Raw genomic sequence first — 19,501 nt, 5'->3', positions numbered from 1 at the left:
GGAGCCCGGACAATTCGCATGACAACTGCGGCCGGTTCCCCGATCCTTGGCCGATGCCCAAGGAACCGGACGTCCTCGACCTGAGGCTCCTCCACCCACCGCCCGAGGACCGCCAGCTGGAGGTCCGGCCGATCGTCAACGGTCGGGACCTCCTGGCGGAGGTGTCCCCCCACGTCGTCGGCGGCCCCCGGTACGCGGGGGTCGGTCCCCGCCGACTGCTGGGCCCGGACGGGCCGTTGCTCGCCACGGCGGTGCCCCACGAGGTCCGGCTCGCCTGGGGCGGCTGCGGCTACGAACGCTGCTGCGGCGCGCTGTACGTGACGGTCCGGCGCGACGGGGACCAGATCGTCTGGACGGGCTGGCGCGACCCGGCCTTCCCGGACTTCGGCCTGCCGGAACTGCGCTTCGACGCGGGGCCGTACGAGACCGAGGTGCGGCGGGCCGAGGCGGAGAGTGGCTGGGAGGCGGTGACCGGAGCGGTCGCACGGCTGCTCGAAGCGCGGCTCAGGGGCCGCGCGGACTGGCTGCTCAGGTGGGACTGCGAGGTGGACGCCGTCTGGTCCCACCGGGAGAATCCCGATCTGATCCACCTCGTCCTGCTGCACCCCCGTGACCGGTACGAAACGGACCTGCCCTGGGTCCAGTTCGGCATCACCCTCCCGGTCTCCGCCGACGACCCGTCGGCCCAGGCCGAGCAGTTGGAGGCCCGGCTGACCGCGGCCGACCCGCGCGCCACCGCCCAGGTCTGGGGCGGTTCGCACCACGCCGAGCAACTGGGCTACCCGTGGCCGCCGGTGGATCCGGATTTCGGCTGAACGCCCCGGGGATCGGCATGGGGAGCGGCAGGCGGCGCGGGGCACGCCCGCGGGCCGCTCACGGCAGCCGGTGCACCGGGGAAGTCCGGCGGACGTGCACGAGCACGTCGAACGCCTCGGCCAGCGAGTCCACGGCCAGGTGCTCGACGGCGTCGCGTTCGGGGGTGTAGATGCCGCTGATCACCCGGGCCTTGGCCGGGCCGTCCCACTCGCGGCGGACGTCCTCCCGGCGCAGGTCCAGCCAGCGGGCGGGCAGGCCGGGCTCGCCGAGCTTGGCGTCGACCAGGTCCGCGGCCGGGGCGGGGGCGACGACGGCGCCGAGGTCGCCGTGGTGGAAGCCGATCGCCACGGAGACGTACCCGGCGCCGTAGCGCTTGCGGAGCAGGCTGCCGGCGGTGGCCTGCGGGCCGCGCTCGGCTGCGACGCCGAGCGTTGCTTCGGTTGCCGCGGTGTGCGCGATGCCGTCCCAGTAGACGGTGCGCAGGCCGGTGCGCTGCTGGAAACCGGCGATGGTCCCCGCCCACAGTTCGGCCTCGCCGGCATAGTTGCCGCGCCCGGCGACGCTGTGCTCGTGGAAGTCCACGATCAGCCGCACCCTGGCGACGGCGTCACCGTCACCGGCACCGACACCGACACCGGCACCGGCACCGGTGCCGGAGCCGGCCAGGGACTCGACCAACGCCCGTGCGTCGCGGGCGTGTTCGGCGAACGGCCGGCCGGGGTGGATGCCCCGCGCCCGCTGCACGTGCTCGTCGATCCGGTGGGCCGTCCGGATCGGCTCCAGGTGGGCCGCCAGTTCCGCGAGCCGCTCCGGCGCTACCGTGCGCACGTACGCCAGGACGGCGTCGTAGTCGGCCTCCCCGGCCTGGACCGGCTTCACGCCGAGGATCCGGACCGGGTCAGCCGGGTGGTCACGGTTGAAGTTTTGGATCCACTCCAGGGCGCCGGCCATCTCCTCGGTGCGCCCCGGCCGCCAGGCCCCGGCCAGGGCGTCCGCCGCCGAGCCGGCGCCGCCACGCACATACGCGTCGAGGGCCTGGCCGACTCCCGTGCTGTCCTGGACGGCCAGGGCGCGGAAGCCGTGGTCCCGGACGAGTCGGCGGAAGAGCTGCTCCCGCACCCCGAAGGTCTCCCGGGAGAAGCGGGTGGACTCGCCGAGGCCGACCACCGCCGCCCCGGCGGCCAGCCGCCCGGCGAGCGCGTCGAGTTCGGTGGCGGGCAGCGGCAGCGGCAGGGGCAGGGTGTCCGCGTGGGGCGGGGTGTCGGCGTGCTGGCGGGGAGCTGCGGTGTCGTTCGGCATGTCGATCAGTCTCAACCCTCAAGCTGACTTGAGGTCAAGGGCCGGGCGAGGGTGGTGTCGAGCCAGTCGAAGGTGATCTGCTGGAAGCGCGCCATGGCGCCCATGTGGCAGTGCTCACCCGCGCCTTCGGACTCGGGGAGGGTGATCAGGGTGTGCGGGCAGGTGAGGGCGGCCGCGACCCGCTGGGCCTCGCCGCGGAAGAACTGGTCGTCCTCGGCGTCGAGGACGAGCGTGGGGCAGGCGATGAGCGGGGCGACGCCTTCGAGGGTGTAGGCGGCGGTCCGGCGGATGTAGTCCGAGGCGGAGGCGGCGCCGAAGGTCCACACACCGTTGCGCAGGGCCCAGCGCAACTGGGTGCTCACCTGCATCATCAGGCTCAGCACCGGGTCGGCGAGGTCGTCGCGCCCGGTCTGGACCCAGTCCCGGAGGAACGGCGGCATGGCCCGGGTGTGGGCGTCGTGGTAGTCGTACAGGCCGTCGTCCAGGACGAGGGCGGCCAGTCGGTGCTCGTGGGCGGCGGCGCGGGCGGTGAGGTACCCGCCGAGGCTGTAGCCGAACAGGGCGATCCGGTCGGGGGCGATCTCCGGGCGGGTGAGGGCGTAGTCGACCACCGGGGTGACCACGGCCTCCCAGTCGGGCCGGAAGGTGAGTCCCTGCTCGCGCAGTACGGCGCCCTGGCCGGGGCCGTCGTAGGCCAGCACGTGGTAGCCGCGGCGCAGCGCGGCCGCGCCGATGACGAAGTAGGCCTCCTCCAGGGTGGAGTCGAAGCCGCTGGTGAAGACGACGGTCGGGCGGGGGAGGCCGGAGTCGTCGACCAGGAAGAGGTACCCGGGGAGGGTGGTGTCCTGGTAGGGGATGCGTACGGCCTCGACGGGGTGGTCCAGCAGTCCGGCGGCGGTGGCGAAGGTCTCGCGGGAGAGCGCGGAGAGGGCCTTGACCTCGGGGTCGTGGGCGGGGTCGTCGCGGCGGTAGAACTCGGCGGTGCGGTAGTAGTTCGAGGCGCGCAGCAGGGCTTCGCGGGCGCTGACCCGGTGGCCGGCGGCGAGGGCGCCGGTGCCGATGGCGTGGACGCGCTGAGCGGTGCGCTTCCACTCGCGCAGCCAGGCCTCCTCGTCGCCCTCGCCGACCTTGCGGAGGGTGGTCAGGATCTCGCCCAGGTCGGCGCCGCCGTCGTTGGCGAAGCCGGCCGCGCGCAGGGCCTCGAAGGAGAAGGACTCGTCCTCGTACAGGAAACGCATGGTGCACCCCAGACCGATTGTCGAGACGGAACGGTTTCGTCTCGTCTTCGATGCCGACGATAGACCTCGCCCAGTCGAGACGCAACCGTTCCGCCTCATGTAGGTTCGGGGCATGTCCAGCACCTCCGCGCCCCAGCCGTCGACCCCCGCCCCCGCCTCCGGTCGCGCCCCAGCCCCAGCCCCCGGGCGCGCCCCCGCACGGCGGCTCCCCGGCGGACCCGTCCTCCAGGACTCGGTGACCGAGGCCATCGCCGAGGCGTTCTTCGAGGAGCTCGCCGCGGTCGGCTACGCCCGGCTCTCCCTGGAGGCGGTGGCCAAGCGCGCCGGCGCGGGCAAGGCGGCCATCTACCGCCGCTGGGCCTCCAAGCTGGAGATGACCGTCGACCTGGTCTCCGCCTTCGCCGTGGCCGACACCGGACCGGCCGACACCGGAACCCTGCGCGGCGACGTCCTGGCCTTCGTCACCGAGGTCGCCGACGCGCTCAACCAGCGGCTGCCCGCGCGGATCATCCCCGACCTGCTCGCCGAGGCCGGCCGCACCCCCGAGCTGGCCGAGGCCCTGCTCACCAACGTCCGCGACGCGCGCCGCAGCAGGGCCGCCCAGCTCCTGGAACGGGCGGTCGAACGCGGCGAACTCCCCGCCGACCTGGACCGCGAGATCGCCCTCGACCTCCTGGCCGGCCCGCTCTACTGGCGCCTCGCCGTCGTCCACACACCGACCGCCCCCGACTACCTCGACCGCCTCACCGACAAACTGCTCGCGGCCTTCCGCGCCTGACGGGGCGCGGTGCGGGCCGCCTGCTGCTGATCCCGGGCCCGTGGGGACGCGCGGGCCCGGGATCAGCGGGTCAGGGTAGGTCGGTCAGGGTAGGTCGGTCAGGCTTGGACGGTCAGGGATGGTCGGTCAGGGTGGGGCGGGTCAGGCCTGGACGGTCAGGGCGAACACGTGGATCGCGGGGGCGTCGGGCAGGGTGACGGAGCGGATCGTCCGGCCGGGCGTCAGCGGGACGGTGTTGGTGAAGACGCCGTAGGTGGTGCCGTAGTTGGCCGGGCCAGTGGGCGTGTTGCGGTGGTCCATGGTGAAGGCGGTCTTCGCGCCGTAGGCGTCGGTGGGGGAGCAGCACCAGTTGGGGAAGCCGAGCTGGCCGGTGCTGGTGGTGCCGTCGGTGTAGGTGACGGTGACCGTGCCGGCGGTGAACCCGGCTTCGGCGCCGAGGAAGCCCAGCGTCTTGCCCTGGCCGGTGAGGGTGATCTGCTGGCCGGCGGCGGACACGTTGTCGGCGGTGCCCGGGGCTGCGGACGGCCAGGTGAAGGTGAGGCCGTTGGCGCTGACGGTGGCGCCCGGGGTGGCGCCGGCGGCGGCCAGCGCCTGGGTCGAGTAACTGTCGCCGTTGCCGTCGAAGTTGCCGGGTGCGGGGGCGCTCTCGGAGGTGGTGCCGACGTTGTCGAACGCGGCCGCCAGCGAGGGGTAGGGCACGGTCTGCACGATCGTCCGGTCGCCGCTGACGGTGTCGACGGCGGCCGGCCGGGCCCGGTAGCTCGCGGTGGCGGTGATCGCCGTGACGGTGGTTCCGGGGGTGCCCTGCGGGCCGTGCACCGTCACGGTGGCCGAGGCCGTTCCGCCGGGTTCGACGCGGGGCAAGGCGGTGCTGGCCGGGGTGACGGTCCACCCGGCGGGGGCGGTGACCCGTAGCTGGGTGTCGTTCAGCGCGACGGCGCCGTGGTCGGCCAAGGTGATCCGGTACGTCCCGGGGGTCTGTGCGGTGCTGACGTCCTGCCAGGTGAGGGCGGTCGCGGGCGCCGCGCCGCGGGTGGCGCCGGGGTGGACCCGGTAGAGCACGGTGGCGTGCGGGGGCACGTTCGCGGAGATCACGCCGGTCGTGCCGGTGACCTGCTTGGTCACCAGGTCGTGGAGCGCGTAGCCGGTGGCGGAGGGCAGGCCGGCCCGGGCGGTGGTGGTGGTGATGGTCTGCGCGGTGTCGGAGGAGTTGAAGAGCGCGACCGCGCGGTCCCCGCCGGCCAGCGGCTTGCTGAGCACGTCGTAGCCGGTGTCGTGCTGGACGACCTGGCCCTGGACACCGAGCCGGTCCTGGTCGACGGCGATGACGTCCTCGTTGCCGAGCACGGCCAGCGCGGCGGGGGAGAGGTGGGTGAGGTCGGTGCTGGAGATCAGCGGCGCGGCCATCATCGCCCACAGCGAGGCCTGGCTCTGGATCTCGTCCTGGCTGAGCCCGGAGTCGCCGGCGAGCAGGAAGTCGGGGTCGTTCCAGCGGCCCGGTCGTTGCAGCGCGGGCAGTCCGACGTTGTAGCCGTAGTTGCCCTTGATCGAGGCCCACTTCTCGCGGCCGGGGGCCTGGCCCAGCGCGATGTCGGCGCCCTCCCGCCACAGGTTGCCGAGTTGGGCGGACCAGCGGATCACCGAGTCCCAGTTCGCCGCGCCCTGGAAGTAGGCGGGGGCGGAGATCGAGAAGACGATCGGGCGGTGGGTGTTGAGCAGGGCCTTGCTCATCGCGGCGTAGGTGTCGCGGTAGCTCTGTTCCTCGGTCTCGCCCGACTTGGTGGGGACGTTGCAGCCGTCGAGTTTGACGTAGTCGACCTCCCAGGACGCGAACAGGTCGGCGTCCTGCTGCCAGTGGTCGAGGGAGCCGGGGTAGCCGCCGCAGGTGCTGGTCCCGGCGTCCTCGTAGATGCCGAACTTGAGGCCGAGCTGGTGGAGTTGGCGCCCTACGTAGGCCATTCCGTGCGGGAAGAGGTCGGGGTTGGCGACCAGGGTGCCCTTGGCGTCGCGCTGTTGGGCCATCCAGCAGTCGTCGATGGTGACGGTGTCGTAGCCCTTCTTCGCCAGCCCGGTGGTGACCAGGGCGTGGGCGTTGTCGAGGATCGTCTTCTCGTCGATCCCGCACTGGTAGTAGGACCAGTCGTTCCAGCCCATGGGCGGGGTGGGGGCGTAGTCGGGGTACTGGGCGGTGCTGCCCGGCGGGGCGGGTGCGGCGGCGGCCGCGGGGTGGGCCAGGAGCGTTCCGGTGGACGCTGCGGCGAGCGTCGTACAGCAGGCGACGGCGGCACGGAGCCACCGCGGGAGGGGAGTTGACACGCTTCGACCTCACGGAATCTCGGGGTCAGGGCATGGTGACGTGTTGCCTCGGCGGGATCAGTTGTACGGGGCTCTGCTCATTTCTGACAAGACCACGGCAGGACCAATCAGGAACAAGCAGATCTGACGGGGGTTCGGAGCAAGGGTGCGCAAAGCGATGAGCAGGTGATGAGCAGGCACTCGGCGGTGTGCCCAAGTGCGGTGTGCCCGAATGTGGTGTGCCGAGTGAGGGGCAGGCGCACGGGGAAATGGCCGGGCCCCGTGCGGTTCCGTCGCACGGGGCCCGGCCACCTCCTGGGCGGGAATTGTCAGACACGCCCTAGGGCAGGCTCCAGCGCTGGTTGGCGCCGGCGTTGCAGTCCCAGATCTCCAGACGGGTGCCGTTGGTGGTGGCGAGGGCCGGGTCGTCGAGGCAGCGGCCGGACTGGGTGCTCCGCAGGGTGCCGTCCGGCTGGGGCGTCCACTGCTGGTTGGGGCCGGCGTTGCAGTCCCAGAGCTCGACCGGGGTGCCGTTGGCGGTGGCGGCGCCGGTCACGTCGAGGCACTTGCCGCCGTGGGTGAGGGTGCCGTTGGACCAGTTCCACACCTGGGAGGGGCGGCCGTTGCAGTCCCAGAGCTGGACGGCGGTGCCGTTGGCGCCGGAGTCGCCGGCGGCGTCGACGCACTTGCCGGGCAGGGCGGAGGCGATCGGGCCGGTGTGGCTGGTCGGGGTGCCGGGCGTCAGGCCGAAGCGATCGAACTGGTCGGTCTGGTAGCCCGTCACGCCGAGGCCGGCCTGTCCGTTGGTGAAGCTGCCGTCGGTCGCGCTGCCCACCGTGACGCCGTCGATGCCGGCGGTGAGGGTGGTGCCCTGCATCGACAGCGTGACGGTGTGCCAGCTGCCGGTGCCCGGTGCGGTGGTGGTGCCGTGGGCGAGGGTGGTGAAGTGCCAGCTGGTGTCGCTCTTGTCGATGGACCAGGCGCCGGTGTCGCTGAACCGCAGGTGGTAGGCGTTGAGACCGTTGTTGTTGCGGCCCTGCTGGTTGACCCGGCCGAGGAGTTCGACGCTGCCCGACTGCTCGAACAGGGTGTCGGCGGTGACGGTGTAGTTGGACCAGCTGCCGTCGCCCATGATCGTGTACGGCGCGTTGTAGGACTCGTCGGTCCAGCGGATCGGCGAGGTCGGGGCCATCTGGCGCAGGCAGGTCCCGGTGCGGCCGCCGCCGCACGGGACGGTCTGGAAGGCGCCGTTCATGTCGGTGAAGTACTTCGGCGAGGTGGTGGTGGCCGCCTTCTCGAAGTCGTCCGCGTAGGGCAGGCCCATCGGGGCGGCGGCCGGTGCGGTGGCGGTGCCCCTGCCCTGGCCGGTGGTGGTGGTCACGGTGTAGACGTGGCCGGGCTGGAGGGTGAGGGTGTACGAGCCGCCCTGCGGGGTGACGTCCTGGGCGTGGACGAACCAGTCCGCGGGGTTGTCGGAGCCCAGGTCGGTGGACCAGACGTGGACGGTGCCGGTGGACAGGCCGCCGGCGACGGTGAAGCTCGCGGTCTGGGCCGCGGTGGCGTCCATGGTCTCGATGACCGTGCTGTAGTCGCGGTTGTTGGTGGACTTGAGCGTGACGTAGCTGCCGTTGGTGCGCGCGCCGCCGAGGTAGCCGCTCGCGGAGTCGATGTAGTGCCAGCCGGGGCGGGCGAACTGGGTGGTGTGCGCGGTCACCCAGGTGGTCCGGCCGATCGTGTAGTGGCCGGACCACGGCTGGTTCGCGATCGACATGCCGTCGCTGGAGAAGTACAGGTTGGGGTAGAGCGCGGCGATGACCGGCCAGTTGACGAAGGAGGTCATCCTGCCGTCGAGGTAGTCGCGGTTGATCCCGCGGGCGACCGAGGCGGCGCCGCCGTCGGCGTCCTCGGAGCCGTTCTCGCTGGCCCACAGCGGCTTGCCGAGCCCCTGTGCGGTGGGGGTGCTGGGACAGCTGGTGAAGCTGCCCAGGTAGCCGCACGGGTAGTGCACGCCGACGACGTCGACGGCGTTGCGGAACGCCGGGTCGGTGGCCATGGCGTCGGCCACCGCCCAGGTGTCGTCCGCGGCGACGACCTTGGTCGAGCCGTAGCCGTGCGAGACCAGCGCGGACTTGAGGTGCTCGTACCAGGTGGCGTCGAAGCCGCGCTCGTTCCAGCCGCCGAGGTAGGAGACGTTCAGGTGGTGCTGCGCGGCGCAGCCCATCCAGGACATCAGGTAGTCGACGGTGTCCTGGGACCAGAAGCTGCCGCCGCTGCCGGTGTTGCCGATCCAGCCGGGGGCGCCCCAGGACAGGCCGTAGAACACGATGTTCGGGTTGCGGGCCTTCGCCTGCTCGGCGAGCCACCACTCGTAGCCCTGGCCGCAGTCGACGGTGCCCTTGGTGTGTTCGATGCTGGGCTCGGCGCCGTCGGTGGAGTTGGTGTCGCCGCCGATCTCCAGTTTCAGCACCTGGAGCGAGGCGCCGTAGCCGGGCTTGAACAGGTAGTCCAGCAGTTGGCTGCGCTGCGGCTCCGGATAGTCCACCAGGAGACGGGAGTTGCCGCCGCCGCCGGAGATGGCGCCGACCCCGTCGAAGGCGAGGCCGGGCTGGGTGCCGTCGACGGTGACGGCGGTGTGGACGGCTGCTCGGGCTGCGGCGGGGGCTGCGGCGGGGGCCGCGGGGGTCGCCTCGGCGGCGGGAGGCGTGGCGAGGCCGCCGAGGGAGCCCAGCAGCAGGGCTGCGGCGCCGAGGGCGGTGCGCAGCTTCGGGGGTAGGCGTCTACGGGACATGGGCGTCTCCGGTGCTGGAAAGGTGCGGGGGAGGACCGGCGTTGGCGAGAGCATGCCGGACGCCAGGTCGGTGCGGAGCGTAGACCCGAGTTCCAACACTAATCAACAAGAAGGGAAAAGAATCAACGTCGCAGACCGCCGGTCGCAGCCCGCCGCACACGATCGACCGCGGGCCCGGCGCCCCGGGGCGGGGCTGCGGGGCCGACGGTGCCGCACGGTCGCCCTCTTGACGTGACCTTGCCCATGTCGGAAGCTGTTCCGGGCACCTACCTACCGACCAGTAAGTGCCTGCGCGTGCTCCGTCGAACGCCTCTGACCAGCGTGATCAGCTGGCCTTGACCGAGCCTGCCGATGCACTCGCACGGTCTCGGGCCGCCGTGCGGGCGCCTTCGCACGCGCGGAACCGCCCGTCGGCCCGTCCCTTCTCGCGCCGTACGGAAACGGGTGGCATAACGAGACGGTGTCGATCGTGCTCCGGAGGTAATCGACGCTTGACTCCCGTGTGAACTGGGCGTTTCCTGTTGCCTCGTCGCGTTTGATTGCGATGTTTTCTGATTGACTCTGTTGCTTATGGTCGATCGGTCTCACACCCTCAGGAGCCCCCACCATGCACCTCACCCTCCGTGGCCGCCTGGCCTCGCTCGCCGCGCTGAGCCTGGTCACCTCGCTCGGTCTGACGGCCTGTTCCACCGGACAGACCTCTTCCGCCGGGGCCGACGCGCCGGTGGCCCCGGTGTCCGGCAAGGTCTCGATCACCTACCTGCAGAAGCAGGGTGACCAGCAGTACTTCGTGGACGAGGCGGCCGGGGCCAAGGCCAAGGCCGCCGAACTGGGCGCCGACCTCAAGGTGGTGAACCTCGGCAACGACGCCAACAAGACGGTCAGCGAGGTGCAGGCCGCGATCGCCCAGAAGAGCAACGGTCTGATCATCGTGGTGCCGGACCCGGCGGTCGGCCCGCAGGTGGTCCAGACGGCCCGGGATGCCAAGGCCGCGCTGCTCACCTCGGACGACCAGGTCTGCGCGAGCGGCCCCGCCCCGTCCCAGTGCGCCGCCGGGGACCTGGTACCCCGGATCGGCTTCTCCGGCCAGCAGATGGGTCAGCAGGTCGGCCAGCGCGCGGCCGAGGAGTTCAAGAAGGCCGGCTGGAACGCCGCCGACACCCGGATCATCTCCGCCTGGAAGCAGGACGTCACCGTCTGCGGCGACCGGGTCAAGGCCGCCAAGACCGCCTTCGACCAGGCCGTGCCCGGTGTGCAGGCCATCGACGTCGCCACCGACAACACCCCGACCGGCGCCCAGGACAAGGTGGCCGCCACCATCACCGCCAACCCGGGCGTCAAGCACTGGGTGACCTGGGGCTGCAACGACGAGAACGTCCAGGGCTCCGTCACCGCCCTGCAGAACGCCGGGATCAGCCCGGACGACATCGACGGCGTCGGCCTGGGCGCCTACCTCGCCTGCAAGGACTGGTCCGCCGGCAAGCCCTCCGGCATGAAGGCCGCCCTGTTCATCAACGGCAAGGACGTCGGCGCCCTGTCCGTGCAGACCATGTACGACAAGCTCAAGAACGGCAAGGACTTCCCCAAGGAGGCCTTCGCCCCGACCAAGATGGTCGACGCTGCCACCTGGCAGTCCGCGGGCGTGTCCTGCAGCTGACGCCGCGCCCGACACCGTGCCCGACCCCACCGCGGGCCGGTCGTGCGGCGGAGCCGCCGGGTTCCGCCGCACCGTCGCCGCCGCCACGGCCCGTCCGCACCTCCGCCCGTACCGCACCGCCAACGAGGCCCCGATGACCCCACCCGAACCCTCGCCCCTCCCACCGCCGGGCGGCTCCGCCGGCCTGAGCGCCGAAGGGGTGTCCAAACGCTTCGGCGCCGTCCAGGCGCTCACGGACGTCACGCTCTCCTTCCCACCCGGCCAGGTCACCGCGCTGATGGGCGAGAACGGTGCCGGAAAGTCCACCCTGCTGCGCATCCTGACCGGCGATCACCGACCCACCGAGGGCCGCGTCCTGCTGGACGGCCTGCCCCTGGACCTGCACTCCCCGCAGGACGCCCGCCGGGCCGGGATCCGGATCATCCCGCAGGAACCCGAGATCATCCCGCACGTCCCGGTCGCCGAGAACGTCTACGCCGGCTCGCTGCCGCGCACCGCCCTGCGCCGCCTGGACCGGGCCGAGCTGCGCCGCCGGATCACCGCCGACCTGGCCCGCCTGGGCTTCGACAAGGTGCTCGACCCGGACCTGCTCGGCTCCGAACTCACTGCGGCACAGCGCCAGTTGGTCGAGATCATGCGCGCCCTGACCGGCGCGGTCGCACCGCGGGCGATCGCCTTCGACGAGCCCACCTCCTCGCTCTCCGAGCACGAGGTCGAGGCGCTGTTCGCGCTGATCGGGAGGCTGCGCGACGAGGGCATCGCGGTCGTCTACGTCTCCCACCGGATGAAGGAGATCTTCCAACTAGCCGACCGGATCGCCGTGCTGCGCGACGGCCGGGTCGCCGGGGTGGTCCAGGCCGCCGCCACCGACGAGGGCGAGCTCGTCCGGCTCATGGTGGGCCGCGACCTGTCCTCGCTGTTCGTCCGCCAGCAGGTCGCCACCGACCGCGTCGTGCTGGACGTCGACGGCCTCACCACCGACGACGTACGCGACGTCAGCCTCCAGGTCCGGGCCGGCGAGGTCGTCGCCCTGGCCGGGCTGATCGGCGCCGGACGCTCCGAACTCGCCCTGGCGCTGGCCGGGGACGCCCCGATCCGCTCCGGCACGGTGGCCCTCAACGGCGAGGTGCTGCGGCTGCGCAGCCCGCGCGACGCCATCGCGGCCGGGATCGGACTGGCGCCCGAGGAGCGAAAGGCCCAGGCCCTGTTCCTGCACCGCACGATCCGTGACAACACCTCGCTGGTCAGCCTGCGCCGACTCAGCCGGTGGCGGTTCGTCAAGCAGCGGCAGGAGAAGGCCCTCGCCCAGGAGTACGCCGACCGGCTGCGGGTCCGCGCCCCCTCGGTCGAGGCGGAGGTGCGCACCCTGTCGGGCGGCAACCAGCAGAAGGTCGTGCTGGCCCGCTGGCTCGCCCGCCGGCCCGACCTGCTGATCCTCGACGAGCCCACCCGGGGCGTCGACATCGGCGCCAAGGCGGAGATCTACCAGATCATCGCGGACCTCGCCCGCGAGGGCACCGCCGTGCTGGTCATCTCCTCCGAACTGCCCGAGGTGCTCGGCCTAGCCGACCGGATCGTGGTGATGCAGAACGGCCGCACCACCGGCGAGCTCGGCCGCGACCAGGCGACCGAGGAGGCCGTCCTCGCCCTCGCCATGGCCGACGACCTGGGCCCCGCCGCCGACCACCGTGCCGCCGGCCTGGGCACCGCCGCCGACCACCGTGCCGCCGACCTCGGTGCCGCCACCGACCGACCTGCCGCGTCCGACGACCGCGCCGCCGCCACCCCCGCCCAGACCGGAGAGACCCGATGACCACCGCCACGCCCCCGACCGCCCCGGCGCCGGACACCGGAGCCCTGCCCGCGCGGTCCGGCGGCCCGCGCGCCCTGCTCGCCGCGATCGGCGGTCAGAACCTCAGCCTGATCGGCGCCCTGATCGCCGTCGTCGCCCTGTTCGGCAGCCTCAATTCCAACTTCGTCGGCTGGGACAACATCCAGGTTATCGCCGAGGCCGCGACCATCTCCGGCCTGCTCGCGGTCGTCCAGACCGTCGTGATCATCTGCGGCGGCCTCGACATCTCGGTCGGCTCCCAGGCCGGCCTGGCCTCCGTCACCAGCGCCATGGTCTTCACCTCCACCGGCGCCAACCCCTACCTGGGCATCGGCGCCTCGCTCGCCATCGGCGCCGGCATCGGCCTGTTCAACGGCGTCGTCATCATCTACGGCCGGGTCAACCCGACCATCGCCACCCTCGCCGGCCTCGCCGCCTACAAGGGCGTCGCCCAACTCGTCTCGGACGGCCGCGCCCAGGGCTACGTGCTCAACGACCCGGTCTTCGTCTTCCTCAGCCGGGGCAAGATCGCCGGACTGCCCACCATGGTCTGGCTGCTGATCCTCACCGCCGTCGCCGTGCACGCCCTGCTGACGTACACCGACATCGGCCGCAACATCTACGCCATCGGCGGCAACGACACCGCAGCCCGGCTGGCCGGCATCAACCTCAACAAGTACCTGATCGCCGCCTACGCCCTCTCCGGTACGGTCGCCGCCCTGGCCGGCGTGCTGCTCACCGCGCGCACCGGCAGCGGCCAGCCCGTCTCCGGCAGCGAGGGGCTGGAGCTCCAGTCGATCACCGCGGCCGCGCTCGGCGGCTGCGCCCTCAAGGGCGGCAAGGGCAGCATCGGCGGGACCCTGCTGGCGGTCGCGCTGCTCGGCGCGCTCCAGAACGGGCTCACCGTGCAGGGCATCAACGCCTTCTGGCAGAACGTCGCCCAGGGCGCCCTGCTGGTGGCCGCGGTGGTGATCCAGCAGCGTCGCAACCGGGAGCGTGCGGTCGGGCTGCCGGCCTGACGTCCCGCCCGCGTCCCTAGGGCGTGTCTGACAATTCCCGCCGGGCGCGCGACGCTCCCCCAGCCTTCGGCCGGGAGGTACCCCCAGGGCACAAGCGCACCTCGCCGCGTTGTCGTCAGTCGCCGATGCTCCGCATGGACTCCCTCCTCCGCCTTGCGATGCACGCACCCCAACGCCGCGCGCTGATCCGACGCGAATTGTCAGACACGCCCTAGCCCTCGCATTCCCGGGGGCGGACGGTCCGTCCGTCCCCGGGACAGGCGCGGGAGCGCACCCGGCCCCCACGCGGGTGCGCTCCCGCGCCGCAGCCGTCACCGCCGCCGCGCCGCCGCCCTGCTGTCCGGTACCGGGGCCCGGGGCCCGTCGGGGCCGGGGATAATGGATCACGCAGGCTCCGGCCGCGTCGCCGGTCGCCGACGGGGACGCCCCGGCCGTACGCGCTCGTTCGATCGAAAGGTCCTCCGTGGCTGACCAGACGTTGCTCGCCGCCCAGCGCCAGGCGCTGATCCTGGAGGCGATCCGCCGGACCGGTGCGATCCGGGTCGCCGAGCTGGTCGAGCAGTTCGGCGTGTCCGACATGACGATCCGCCGGGACCTCGACGCGCTGGTGCGCCAGGGCACGGTGGAGAAGGTCCACGGCGGCGCGGTGGCGGCCGGGACGGCCAGCACCTTCGAGCCCGGCTTCGACGCCAAGTCCGCCCTGGAGGAGGGCACCAAGGCCGCGCTCGCGGACGCCGCGGTGCGGTTGGTGGAGCCCGGCAGCGTGGTGGCCCTGTCGGCCGGCACCACGACGTACGCGGTCGCCGCCCGGCTGCTGGAGGTCCCGGAGCTGACCGTGGTGACCAACTCGCTGCGGATCGCTGACCTGCTGTGGGCCGCGGGGAGCGAGGGCCGGGAGAACGTCCCGACCCTGCTGCTGACCGGCGGGTCGCCGACCCGCTCGGCGGCCCTGGTCGGGGCGCTGGCCGACCAGACCGTCCGGTCGCTGCACGTGGACCTGCTGATCCTGGGCGTGCACGGGGTGAGCGAGCAGGCCGGCCTCACCACGCCCAACCTGGCCGAGGCGCAGACCAACCGGGCCCTGATCGCCTCCGCCCGCCGCACCGTCGTGGTCGCCGACCACACCAAATGGGGCGTCGTCGGCCTGAGCAGCTTCGCGACCCTGGCGGAGGTCGACTGCTTCATCACCGACGACGCCCTGCCCGCGGCGGCCCGCGGGGTGCTCGCCGAGGCGGTCGGCGAGTTGCTGGTCGTGCCGACCACCGGCTGATCCCGGTTCCTTCCGGTGGGGCCCGCCTTCCGGTGGGCCCACCGGGTGCTCAGCCCACCTTGCGGGCGCCCGCCGAGGGAACGGCGGTGAAGGCGACCGGGGCGGCGAAGCCCGCGGCGCGGAAGGCCGCCGTCACGGCGGTCGAGACCTCGGCCACCTGCTCGGCGCCGACCAGGGCGATGACGGAGCCGCCGAACCCGCCGCCGGTCATCCGGGCGCCCAGCGCCCCGGCGGCGACGGCGGCCTCGACCGCGAGGTCCGTCTCGGCGCAGGAGACCCGGAAGTCGTCGCGCAGCGAGGCGTGTCCGGCCGTCAGGACCGGTCCGAGCGCCGCGAGGTCGCCGCGGACCAGGTGGTCGACGGCCTCCAGCACGCGCCCGTTCTCCGTCACCACGTGCCGTACCAGCGGCCGGAGTTCACCGGGCAGCCGGTCCAGGGCCGGGCCGAGGTCGGCGGCCGCGAGGTCGCGCAGCGCGGGCAGGCCGAGCAACTCGGCGGCGCGCTCGCAGCCTGCCCGCAGGGCCGCGTAGGCGCCGTCGCCGAGGTCGTGCTTGACCCGGGTGTCGATCACCAGCAGCCGCAGGTCGGCCGCCGCCAGGTCGAACGGGACGTGCCGCTGCTCCAGCGTCCGGGCGTCCAGGAACAGCGCGGTGCCGGCCGTGCAGCAGGAGGAGGCCATCTGGTCCATCACGCCGCAGGGCACGCCGACGAAGGCGTTCTCGGCCCGCTGGGCGAGCACGGCGAGCTCCGGGGCGCTCAGCCCGAGGTCGTACAGGTCGTTCAGGGCGGCGGCCGTCGCGCACTCCAGGGCGGCGGAGGAGGAGAGGCCGGCTCCGCTCGGCACGTCGCTGTCGACGAACAGGTCGGCCCCGCCGACGGTGTGCCCGGCCTCGGCGAGCGCCCAGAACACACCGGCCGGGTAGCCGGCCCAGCTGGTGACCACGCCGGGTGCCAGGCCGTCCAGGGCGAGTTCGGTGATCGTGCCGCCGCCCTGGGAGCTGAACAGCCGCAGTCGGCCGTCCTCGCGGCGGCGGGCGCTCACCCGGGTGGTGTGGGGGAGGGCGATGGGCAGGACGAAGCCGTGGTTGTAGTCGGTGTGCTCACCGATCAGGTTCACCCGGCCGGGTGCGGCCCAGACGCCGCTCGGGCGGACGCCGTGGACGGCCTCGAACTCGGTGGCCTCGTCGATCATCTGCAGCTCCATGCCTGGCGTGCGCGGTGGTCCCGCCGTCGGCCTGCACCGGCACGCGGGAGCGAATTCCGACATAATCAAACATGACTGCCCCCGCGGTCAACATCTGCGATGACCGTGTTCATTCGGGTCGGGCCGACGGCTGGAAGCAGCCGCCACCAGCGTCGATGCTTGTTGACAAGCGATCGTCTCTGTTTGAATCTGTTGAAGCTCGCAAGTGCCGGGCCGACGCCCCACGCGTAAGGAGTACAGCGGTGCACAGAACCGCCACCAAGCTGGCCGACGGCCGCGAACTGGTCTACTTCGACCAGGGGCCGGGCGCGCTCCGCGAGGTCCCGGACGAGCGGCCGCTCGAACCGGCCGCGAGCCTCTCCGAGACCCGGCTCGACCCGGTGCTCGGCGAGTGGGTGACGGTGGCCGCGCACCGCCAGCAGCGCACCTACCACCCGCCGGCCGGCGAGTGCCCGCTCTGCCCCTCGCGCGACGGACGGCTCAGCGAGATCCCGGCGCCGGACTACGAGGTCGCGGTGTTCGAGAACCGCTTCCCCTCGCTCGCCACCGGCGCCGCCGACCACGTCGCCCCCCGGGACGAACCCCTGCACACCCTCCGGCCCGGCGACGGCCGCTGCGAGGTGGTCTGCTTCACCTCCGACCACGACGCCTCCTTCGCCGACCTCGACGAACCCCGGGCCCGCCTCGTGCTGGACGCCTGGACCGACCGGACGGCGGAGCTGTCCGCCCTGCCCGGCGTACGGCAGGTGTACTGCTTCGAGAACCGCGGCGAGGAGATCGGGGTCACCCTCGCCCACCCGCACGGGCAGATCTACGCCTTCCCGTTCGTCCCCTCCCGCACCGCCCGGATGATCGCCCGGGCCGAGGCGCACCGGGCCCGCACCGGCCGCAACCTCTTCGAGGACCTGCTCGCCGTCGAACGCGAATCCCCCGAGCGGCTGGTCCTCCGGGGCGAGCACTGGACGGCCTTCGTCCCGTTCGCCGCCCGCTGGCCGTACGAGGTCCACCTCTACCCGAACCGGAGGGTCCCCGACCTGACCGCGCTCGACGAGGCCGAGCGCGCCGAGTTCCCCGGGCTCTACCTCGACCTGCTGCGCCGCTTCGACGCCCTGTTCCCCGCCGGGCCCGGCGCGGCCCGCAATCGCACCCCGTACATCGCGGCCTGGCACCAGGCTCCCGTCGACGGTGGCGCCGAACTCGCCCTCCACCTGGAGCTGTTCACCGTCCGGCGGGCGCCCGGCAAGCTCAAGTTCCTGGCCGGGGTGGAGTCCGGGCTGGACGCCTTCGTCACCGACGTCAGCCCGGAGAGCGCCGCCGAGCGGCTGCGGGCCGCCGCGCCTGCCTGACCCGGGCCGCCGCGCGCGCCTCGGGCCGCCGCGCGCGCCTGAACCGGGCTGCCGCGCCGGGCCCCACCGGGCCTCGGAGACGACGGCGGCCTCCCGCCCCGGTGGGGGTGGGAGGCCGCCGCGCGCGGGGAGGCCCGCCGGTCAGCCGACCGGCCTCGCGGTGACCAGGGCGGTGATCTCGGCCGCCAGCTCGGGTCCGAGCTCGCCCCAGCCGTCCTTGTAGCCGTAGACGCCGCCGAGGGTGCGGGCCTCGTAGTCGCCGTTCATGATCTCGATGTCGTTCGCGGTGATCAGTCCCGGGTGGGCGACGCCGACGGCGGAGGAGACCTTGAGCAGTTCCTTGCGCAGGGTGCGCAGGTAGACGGCGGCGCGGGTGGACTTGGAGGCCGGGTCCAGGCCGCGCGCCAGCCAGGGGTTCTGGGTGGCGATGCCGGTGGGGCACTTGTCGGTGTGGCACTTCTGGGCCTGGATGCAGCCGATCGACAGCATGGCCTCGCGGGCCACGTTGATCATGTCGGCGCCGAGGGCGAAGGCCACCGCGGCGTTCTCGGGCAGGCCGAGCTTGCCGGAGCCGATGAAGGTGAGGTCGTCGGTCAGGCCGAGTTCGGCGAAGGTGCCGTAGACCCGGGAGAAGCCCATCCGGAACGGGAGGGACACCGAGTCGGCGAACATCCGGGGCGCGGCGCCGGTGCCGCCCTCGCCGCCGTCGACGGTCACGAAGTCGACCCCGCGGTCGCCGCGCTCCATCAGCGCGGCGAGCTCCTGCCAGAAGCCCAGGTCGCCGACCGCGCTCTTGACGCCGACCGGCAGGCCGGTCTCGGCGGCGATCAGCTCGACGAAGTCCAGCATCGAGTCGACGTCGCCGAACGCGGTGTGCCGGGACGGCGAGGCGCAGTCCTGGCCGACCGGGATGCCGCGGATCGCGGCGATCTCCGGGGTGACCTTGGCGCCCGGCAGCATGCCGCCCAGCCCGGGCTTGGCGCCCTGGGAGAGCTTGATCTCTATCGCCTTGACCGGGGCGCCGGCGACGACGTCCTTGAGCTTGTCGAGGTTGAAGGTGCCGTCCTCGTCGCGGCAGCCGAAGTAGGCGGTGCCGAGCTGGAGGACGAGGTCGCCGCCCTGGCGGTGGTACGGCGAGAGGCCGCCCTCACCGGTGTTGTGCATGGTGCCGGCCTCCGCCGCGCCCTTGTTGAGGGCGCTGATGGCGGCGCCGGAGAGCGAGCCGAAGCTCATCGCCGAGATGTTCACCACGCTCGCTGGGCGGAAGGCCTTGGCGCGGCCGCGCGGCCCGCCGAGCACCTTGGCCGAGGGCAGCGGGGACTGCGGGTCGTGGGTGTCCGGCAGGGCGCCGGCGAAGGTGCGCTGCTTGACGTAGGCGTGGCCCTGGACGTGCTCGACGTCGACCTCGGTGCCGAAGCCGAAGTAGTTGTTCTGCTCCTTCGCCGAGGCGTAGATCCAGGTGCGCTGGTCGCGGCTGAACGGACGCTCCTCCTCGTTGGAGGTCACGATGTACTGCCGCAGCTCGGGACCGATCGTCTCCAGCAGGTACCGGGCGTGCCCGAGCACGGGGAAGTTCCGGAGCAGCGCGTGCTTCTTCTGGATGAGGTCGCGGGCAGCCAGAAGCGCCACCGCTGTCGCGGCGGCCGCGCCGATCTTCCGGGCTTGCATGGAGGTTCCTCCTCGGTGCACGACTCCATCGCCGTCGGTGGAGCCGTCCTGTGGTGCCGGGCATGGGGCGGCGGGCATGGGGCGGCGGGCGCGCAGCCGGGAGGCATGGGCGTCCGCCGGGGGATCCGATGTGATCGTAGGAGGTTTCCCCGAGCGCCCTGCGGGCAGGGGGCGCGTTTGCGCCGGGGCCGGCGCGCACCCGCGCCCTCGCGTCAGGGAGCCGCGCCCCGCCGATGCCGGTCCACCGGTTTCGCCCCTGCTGCCTTCTAGGGTGATCGGCGAGCGGCCCGGC

Annotated in this window: 13 protein-coding genes; 7 read left to right on the top strand and 6 right to left on the bottom strand. The window is 72.8% G+C overall.

Annotation, left to right across the window (positions count from 1 at the left end; all coding sequences use genetic code 11):
* Positions 1 to 53: 53 nt before the first annotated feature.
* The gene (locus ACIQWA_RS00680) at positions 54 to 815 is read left to right on the top strand and encodes a hypothetical protein (RefSeq protein WP_402476346.1); all 762 of its coding nucleotides are present in this window, start codon (positions 54 to 56) and stop codon (positions 813 to 815) included.
* Between the two features lie 58 nt (positions 816 to 873).
* Here the strand turns inward: ACIQWA_RS00680 and ACIQWA_RS00675 are convergent, their stop codons facing one another.
* A complete protein-coding gene (locus ACIQWA_RS00675; RefSeq protein ID WP_402476345.1) occupies positions 874 to 2,115 on the bottom strand; it encodes an erythromycin esterase family protein in 1,242 nt (413 codons plus the stop codon).
* Between the two features lie 11 nt (positions 2,116 to 2,126).
* Positions 2,127 to 3,353, bottom strand: coding sequence for an alpha/beta hydrolase family protein (locus ACIQWA_RS00670; protein ID WP_402476342.1), 1,227 nt, complete (start codon positions 3,351 to 3,353; stop codon positions 2,127 to 2,129).
* 112 nt (positions 3,354 to 3,465) lie between these two features.
* On the opposite strand from ACIQWA_RS00670, the gene ACIQWA_RS00665 reads away from it, so the two are divergent.
* Positions 3,466 to 4,131: a TetR-like C-terminal domain-containing protein gene (locus tag ACIQWA_RS00665; protein ID WP_402476339.1), complete on the top strand. Its 666-nt coding sequence runs from the start codon at positions 3,466 to 3,468 to the stop codon at positions 4,129 to 4,131.
* A gap of 141 nt (positions 4,132 to 4,272) precedes the next feature.
* Here ACIQWA_RS00665 and ACIQWA_RS00660 read toward each other — a convergent pair whose 3' ends face one another.
* Positions 4,273 to 6,447: an NEW3 domain-containing protein gene (locus tag ACIQWA_RS00660; RefSeq protein WP_402476337.1), complete on the bottom strand. Its 2,175-nt coding sequence runs from the start codon at positions 6,445 to 6,447 to the stop codon at positions 4,273 to 4,275.
* 319 nt (positions 6,448 to 6,766) lie between these two features.
* Complete coding sequence (locus tag ACIQWA_RS00655) at positions 6,767 to 9,214, bottom strand: ricin-type beta-trefoil lectin domain protein (RefSeq protein ID WP_402476335.1); 2,448 nt, start codon at positions 9,212 to 9,214, stop codon at positions 6,767 to 6,769.
* Between the two features lie 607 nt (positions 9,215 to 9,821).
* Here ACIQWA_RS00655 and ACIQWA_RS00650 point away from each other — a divergent pair.
* The 4 genes from ACIQWA_RS00650 (at position 9,822) to ACIQWA_RS00635 (ending at position 14,991) form a co-directional block, all read left to right on the top strand.
* Entirely contained in the window at positions 9,822 to 10,871 is a 1,050-nt protein-coding gene (locus tag ACIQWA_RS00650; RefSeq protein WP_402476334.1) for a substrate-binding domain-containing protein, read from the top strand.
* Between the two features lie 16 nt (positions 10,872 to 10,887).
* Positions 10,888 to 12,684 carry a sugar ABC transporter ATP-binding protein gene (locus ACIQWA_RS00645; protein WP_402476331.1) on the top strand — a complete coding sequence of 599 codons (1,797 nt, stop codon included), beginning with the start codon at positions 10,888 to 10,890 and terminating at the stop codon, positions 12,682 to 12,684.
* Entirely contained in the window at positions 12,681 to 13,721 is a 1,041-nt protein-coding gene (locus tag ACIQWA_RS00640; RefSeq protein ID WP_360235799.1) for an ABC transporter permease, read from the top strand. The genes ACIQWA_RS00645 and ACIQWA_RS00640 overlap by 4 nt, the downstream gene beginning before the upstream one ends.
* 463 nt (positions 13,722 to 14,184) lie before the next feature.
* The gene (locus ACIQWA_RS00635; protein ID WP_402476328.1) at positions 14,185 to 14,991 is read left to right on the top strand and encodes a DeoR/GlpR family DNA-binding transcription regulator; all 807 of its coding nucleotides are present in this window, start codon (positions 14,185 to 14,187) and stop codon (positions 14,989 to 14,991) included.
* 49 nt (positions 14,992 to 15,040) lie between these two features.
* Here the strand turns inward: ACIQWA_RS00635 and galK are convergent, their stop codons facing one another.
* Entirely contained in the window at positions 15,041 to 16,183 is a 1,143-nt protein-coding gene (gene galK / locus ACIQWA_RS00630; protein WP_402476325.1) for a galactokinase, read from the bottom strand.
* 254 nt (positions 16,184 to 16,437) lie between these two features.
* On the opposite strand from galK, the gene galT reads away from it, so the two are divergent.
* Positions 16,438 to 17,541, top strand: coding sequence for a galactose-1-phosphate uridylyltransferase (gene galT / locus ACIQWA_RS00625; RefSeq protein WP_402476324.1), 1,104 nt, complete (start codon positions 16,438 to 16,440; stop codon positions 17,539 to 17,541).
* A gap of 141 nt (positions 17,542 to 17,682) precedes the next feature.
* On the opposite strand, the gene ACIQWA_RS00620 is transcribed toward galT, so the two are convergent.
* Positions 17,683 to 19,209, bottom strand: coding sequence for an FMN-binding glutamate synthase family protein (locus tag ACIQWA_RS00620; RefSeq protein ID WP_402476322.1), 1,527 nt, complete (start codon positions 19,207 to 19,209; stop codon positions 17,683 to 17,685).
* Positions 19,210 to 19,501 lie beyond the last annotated feature (292 nt).

This window comes from Kitasatospora sp. NPDC098652, assembly GCF_044760155.1.
GTDB lineage: Bacteria > Actinomycetota > Actinomycetes > Streptomycetales > Streptomycetaceae > Kitasatospora.
The sequence above is the reverse complement of the archived record's forward strand: the minus strand, read 5'-3'. Positions and strand labels throughout refer to the sequence as shown.

Coding starts and splice junctions, on each gene's coding strand:
- ACIQWA_RS00680 (WP_402476346.1), top strand. CDS start 54: ATGCCCAAGGAACCGGACGTCCTCGACCTGAGGCTCCTCCACCCACCG.
- ACIQWA_RS00675 (WP_402476345.1), bottom strand. CDS start 2,115: ATGCCGAACGACACCGCAGCTCCCCGCCAGCACGCCGACACCCCGCCC.
- ACIQWA_RS00670 (WP_402476342.1), bottom strand. CDS start 3,353: ATGCGTTTCCTGTACGAGGACGAGTCCTTCTCCTTCGAGGCCCTGCGC.
- ACIQWA_RS00665 (WP_402476339.1), top strand. CDS start 3,466: ATGTCCAGCACCTCCGCGCCCCAGCCGTCGACCCCCGCCCCCGCCTCC.
- ACIQWA_RS00655 (WP_402476335.1), bottom strand. CDS start 9,214: ATGTCCCGTAGACGCCTACCCCCGAAGCTGCGCACCGCCCTCGGCGCC.
- ACIQWA_RS00650 (WP_402476334.1), top strand. CDS start 9,822: ATGCACCTCACCCTCCGTGGCCGCCTGGCCTCGCTCGCCGCGCTGAGC.
- ACIQWA_RS00640 (WP_360235799.1), top strand. CDS start 12,681: ATGACCACCGCCACGCCCCCGACCGCCCCGGCGCCGGACACCGGAGCC.
- galK (WP_402476325.1), bottom strand. CDS start 16,183: ATGATCGACGAGGCCACCGAGTTCGAGGCCGTCCACGGCGTCCGCCCG.
- ACIQWA_RS00620 (WP_402476322.1), bottom strand. CDS start 19,209: ATGCAAGCCCGGAAGATCGGCGCGGCCGCCGCGACAGCGGTGGCGCTT.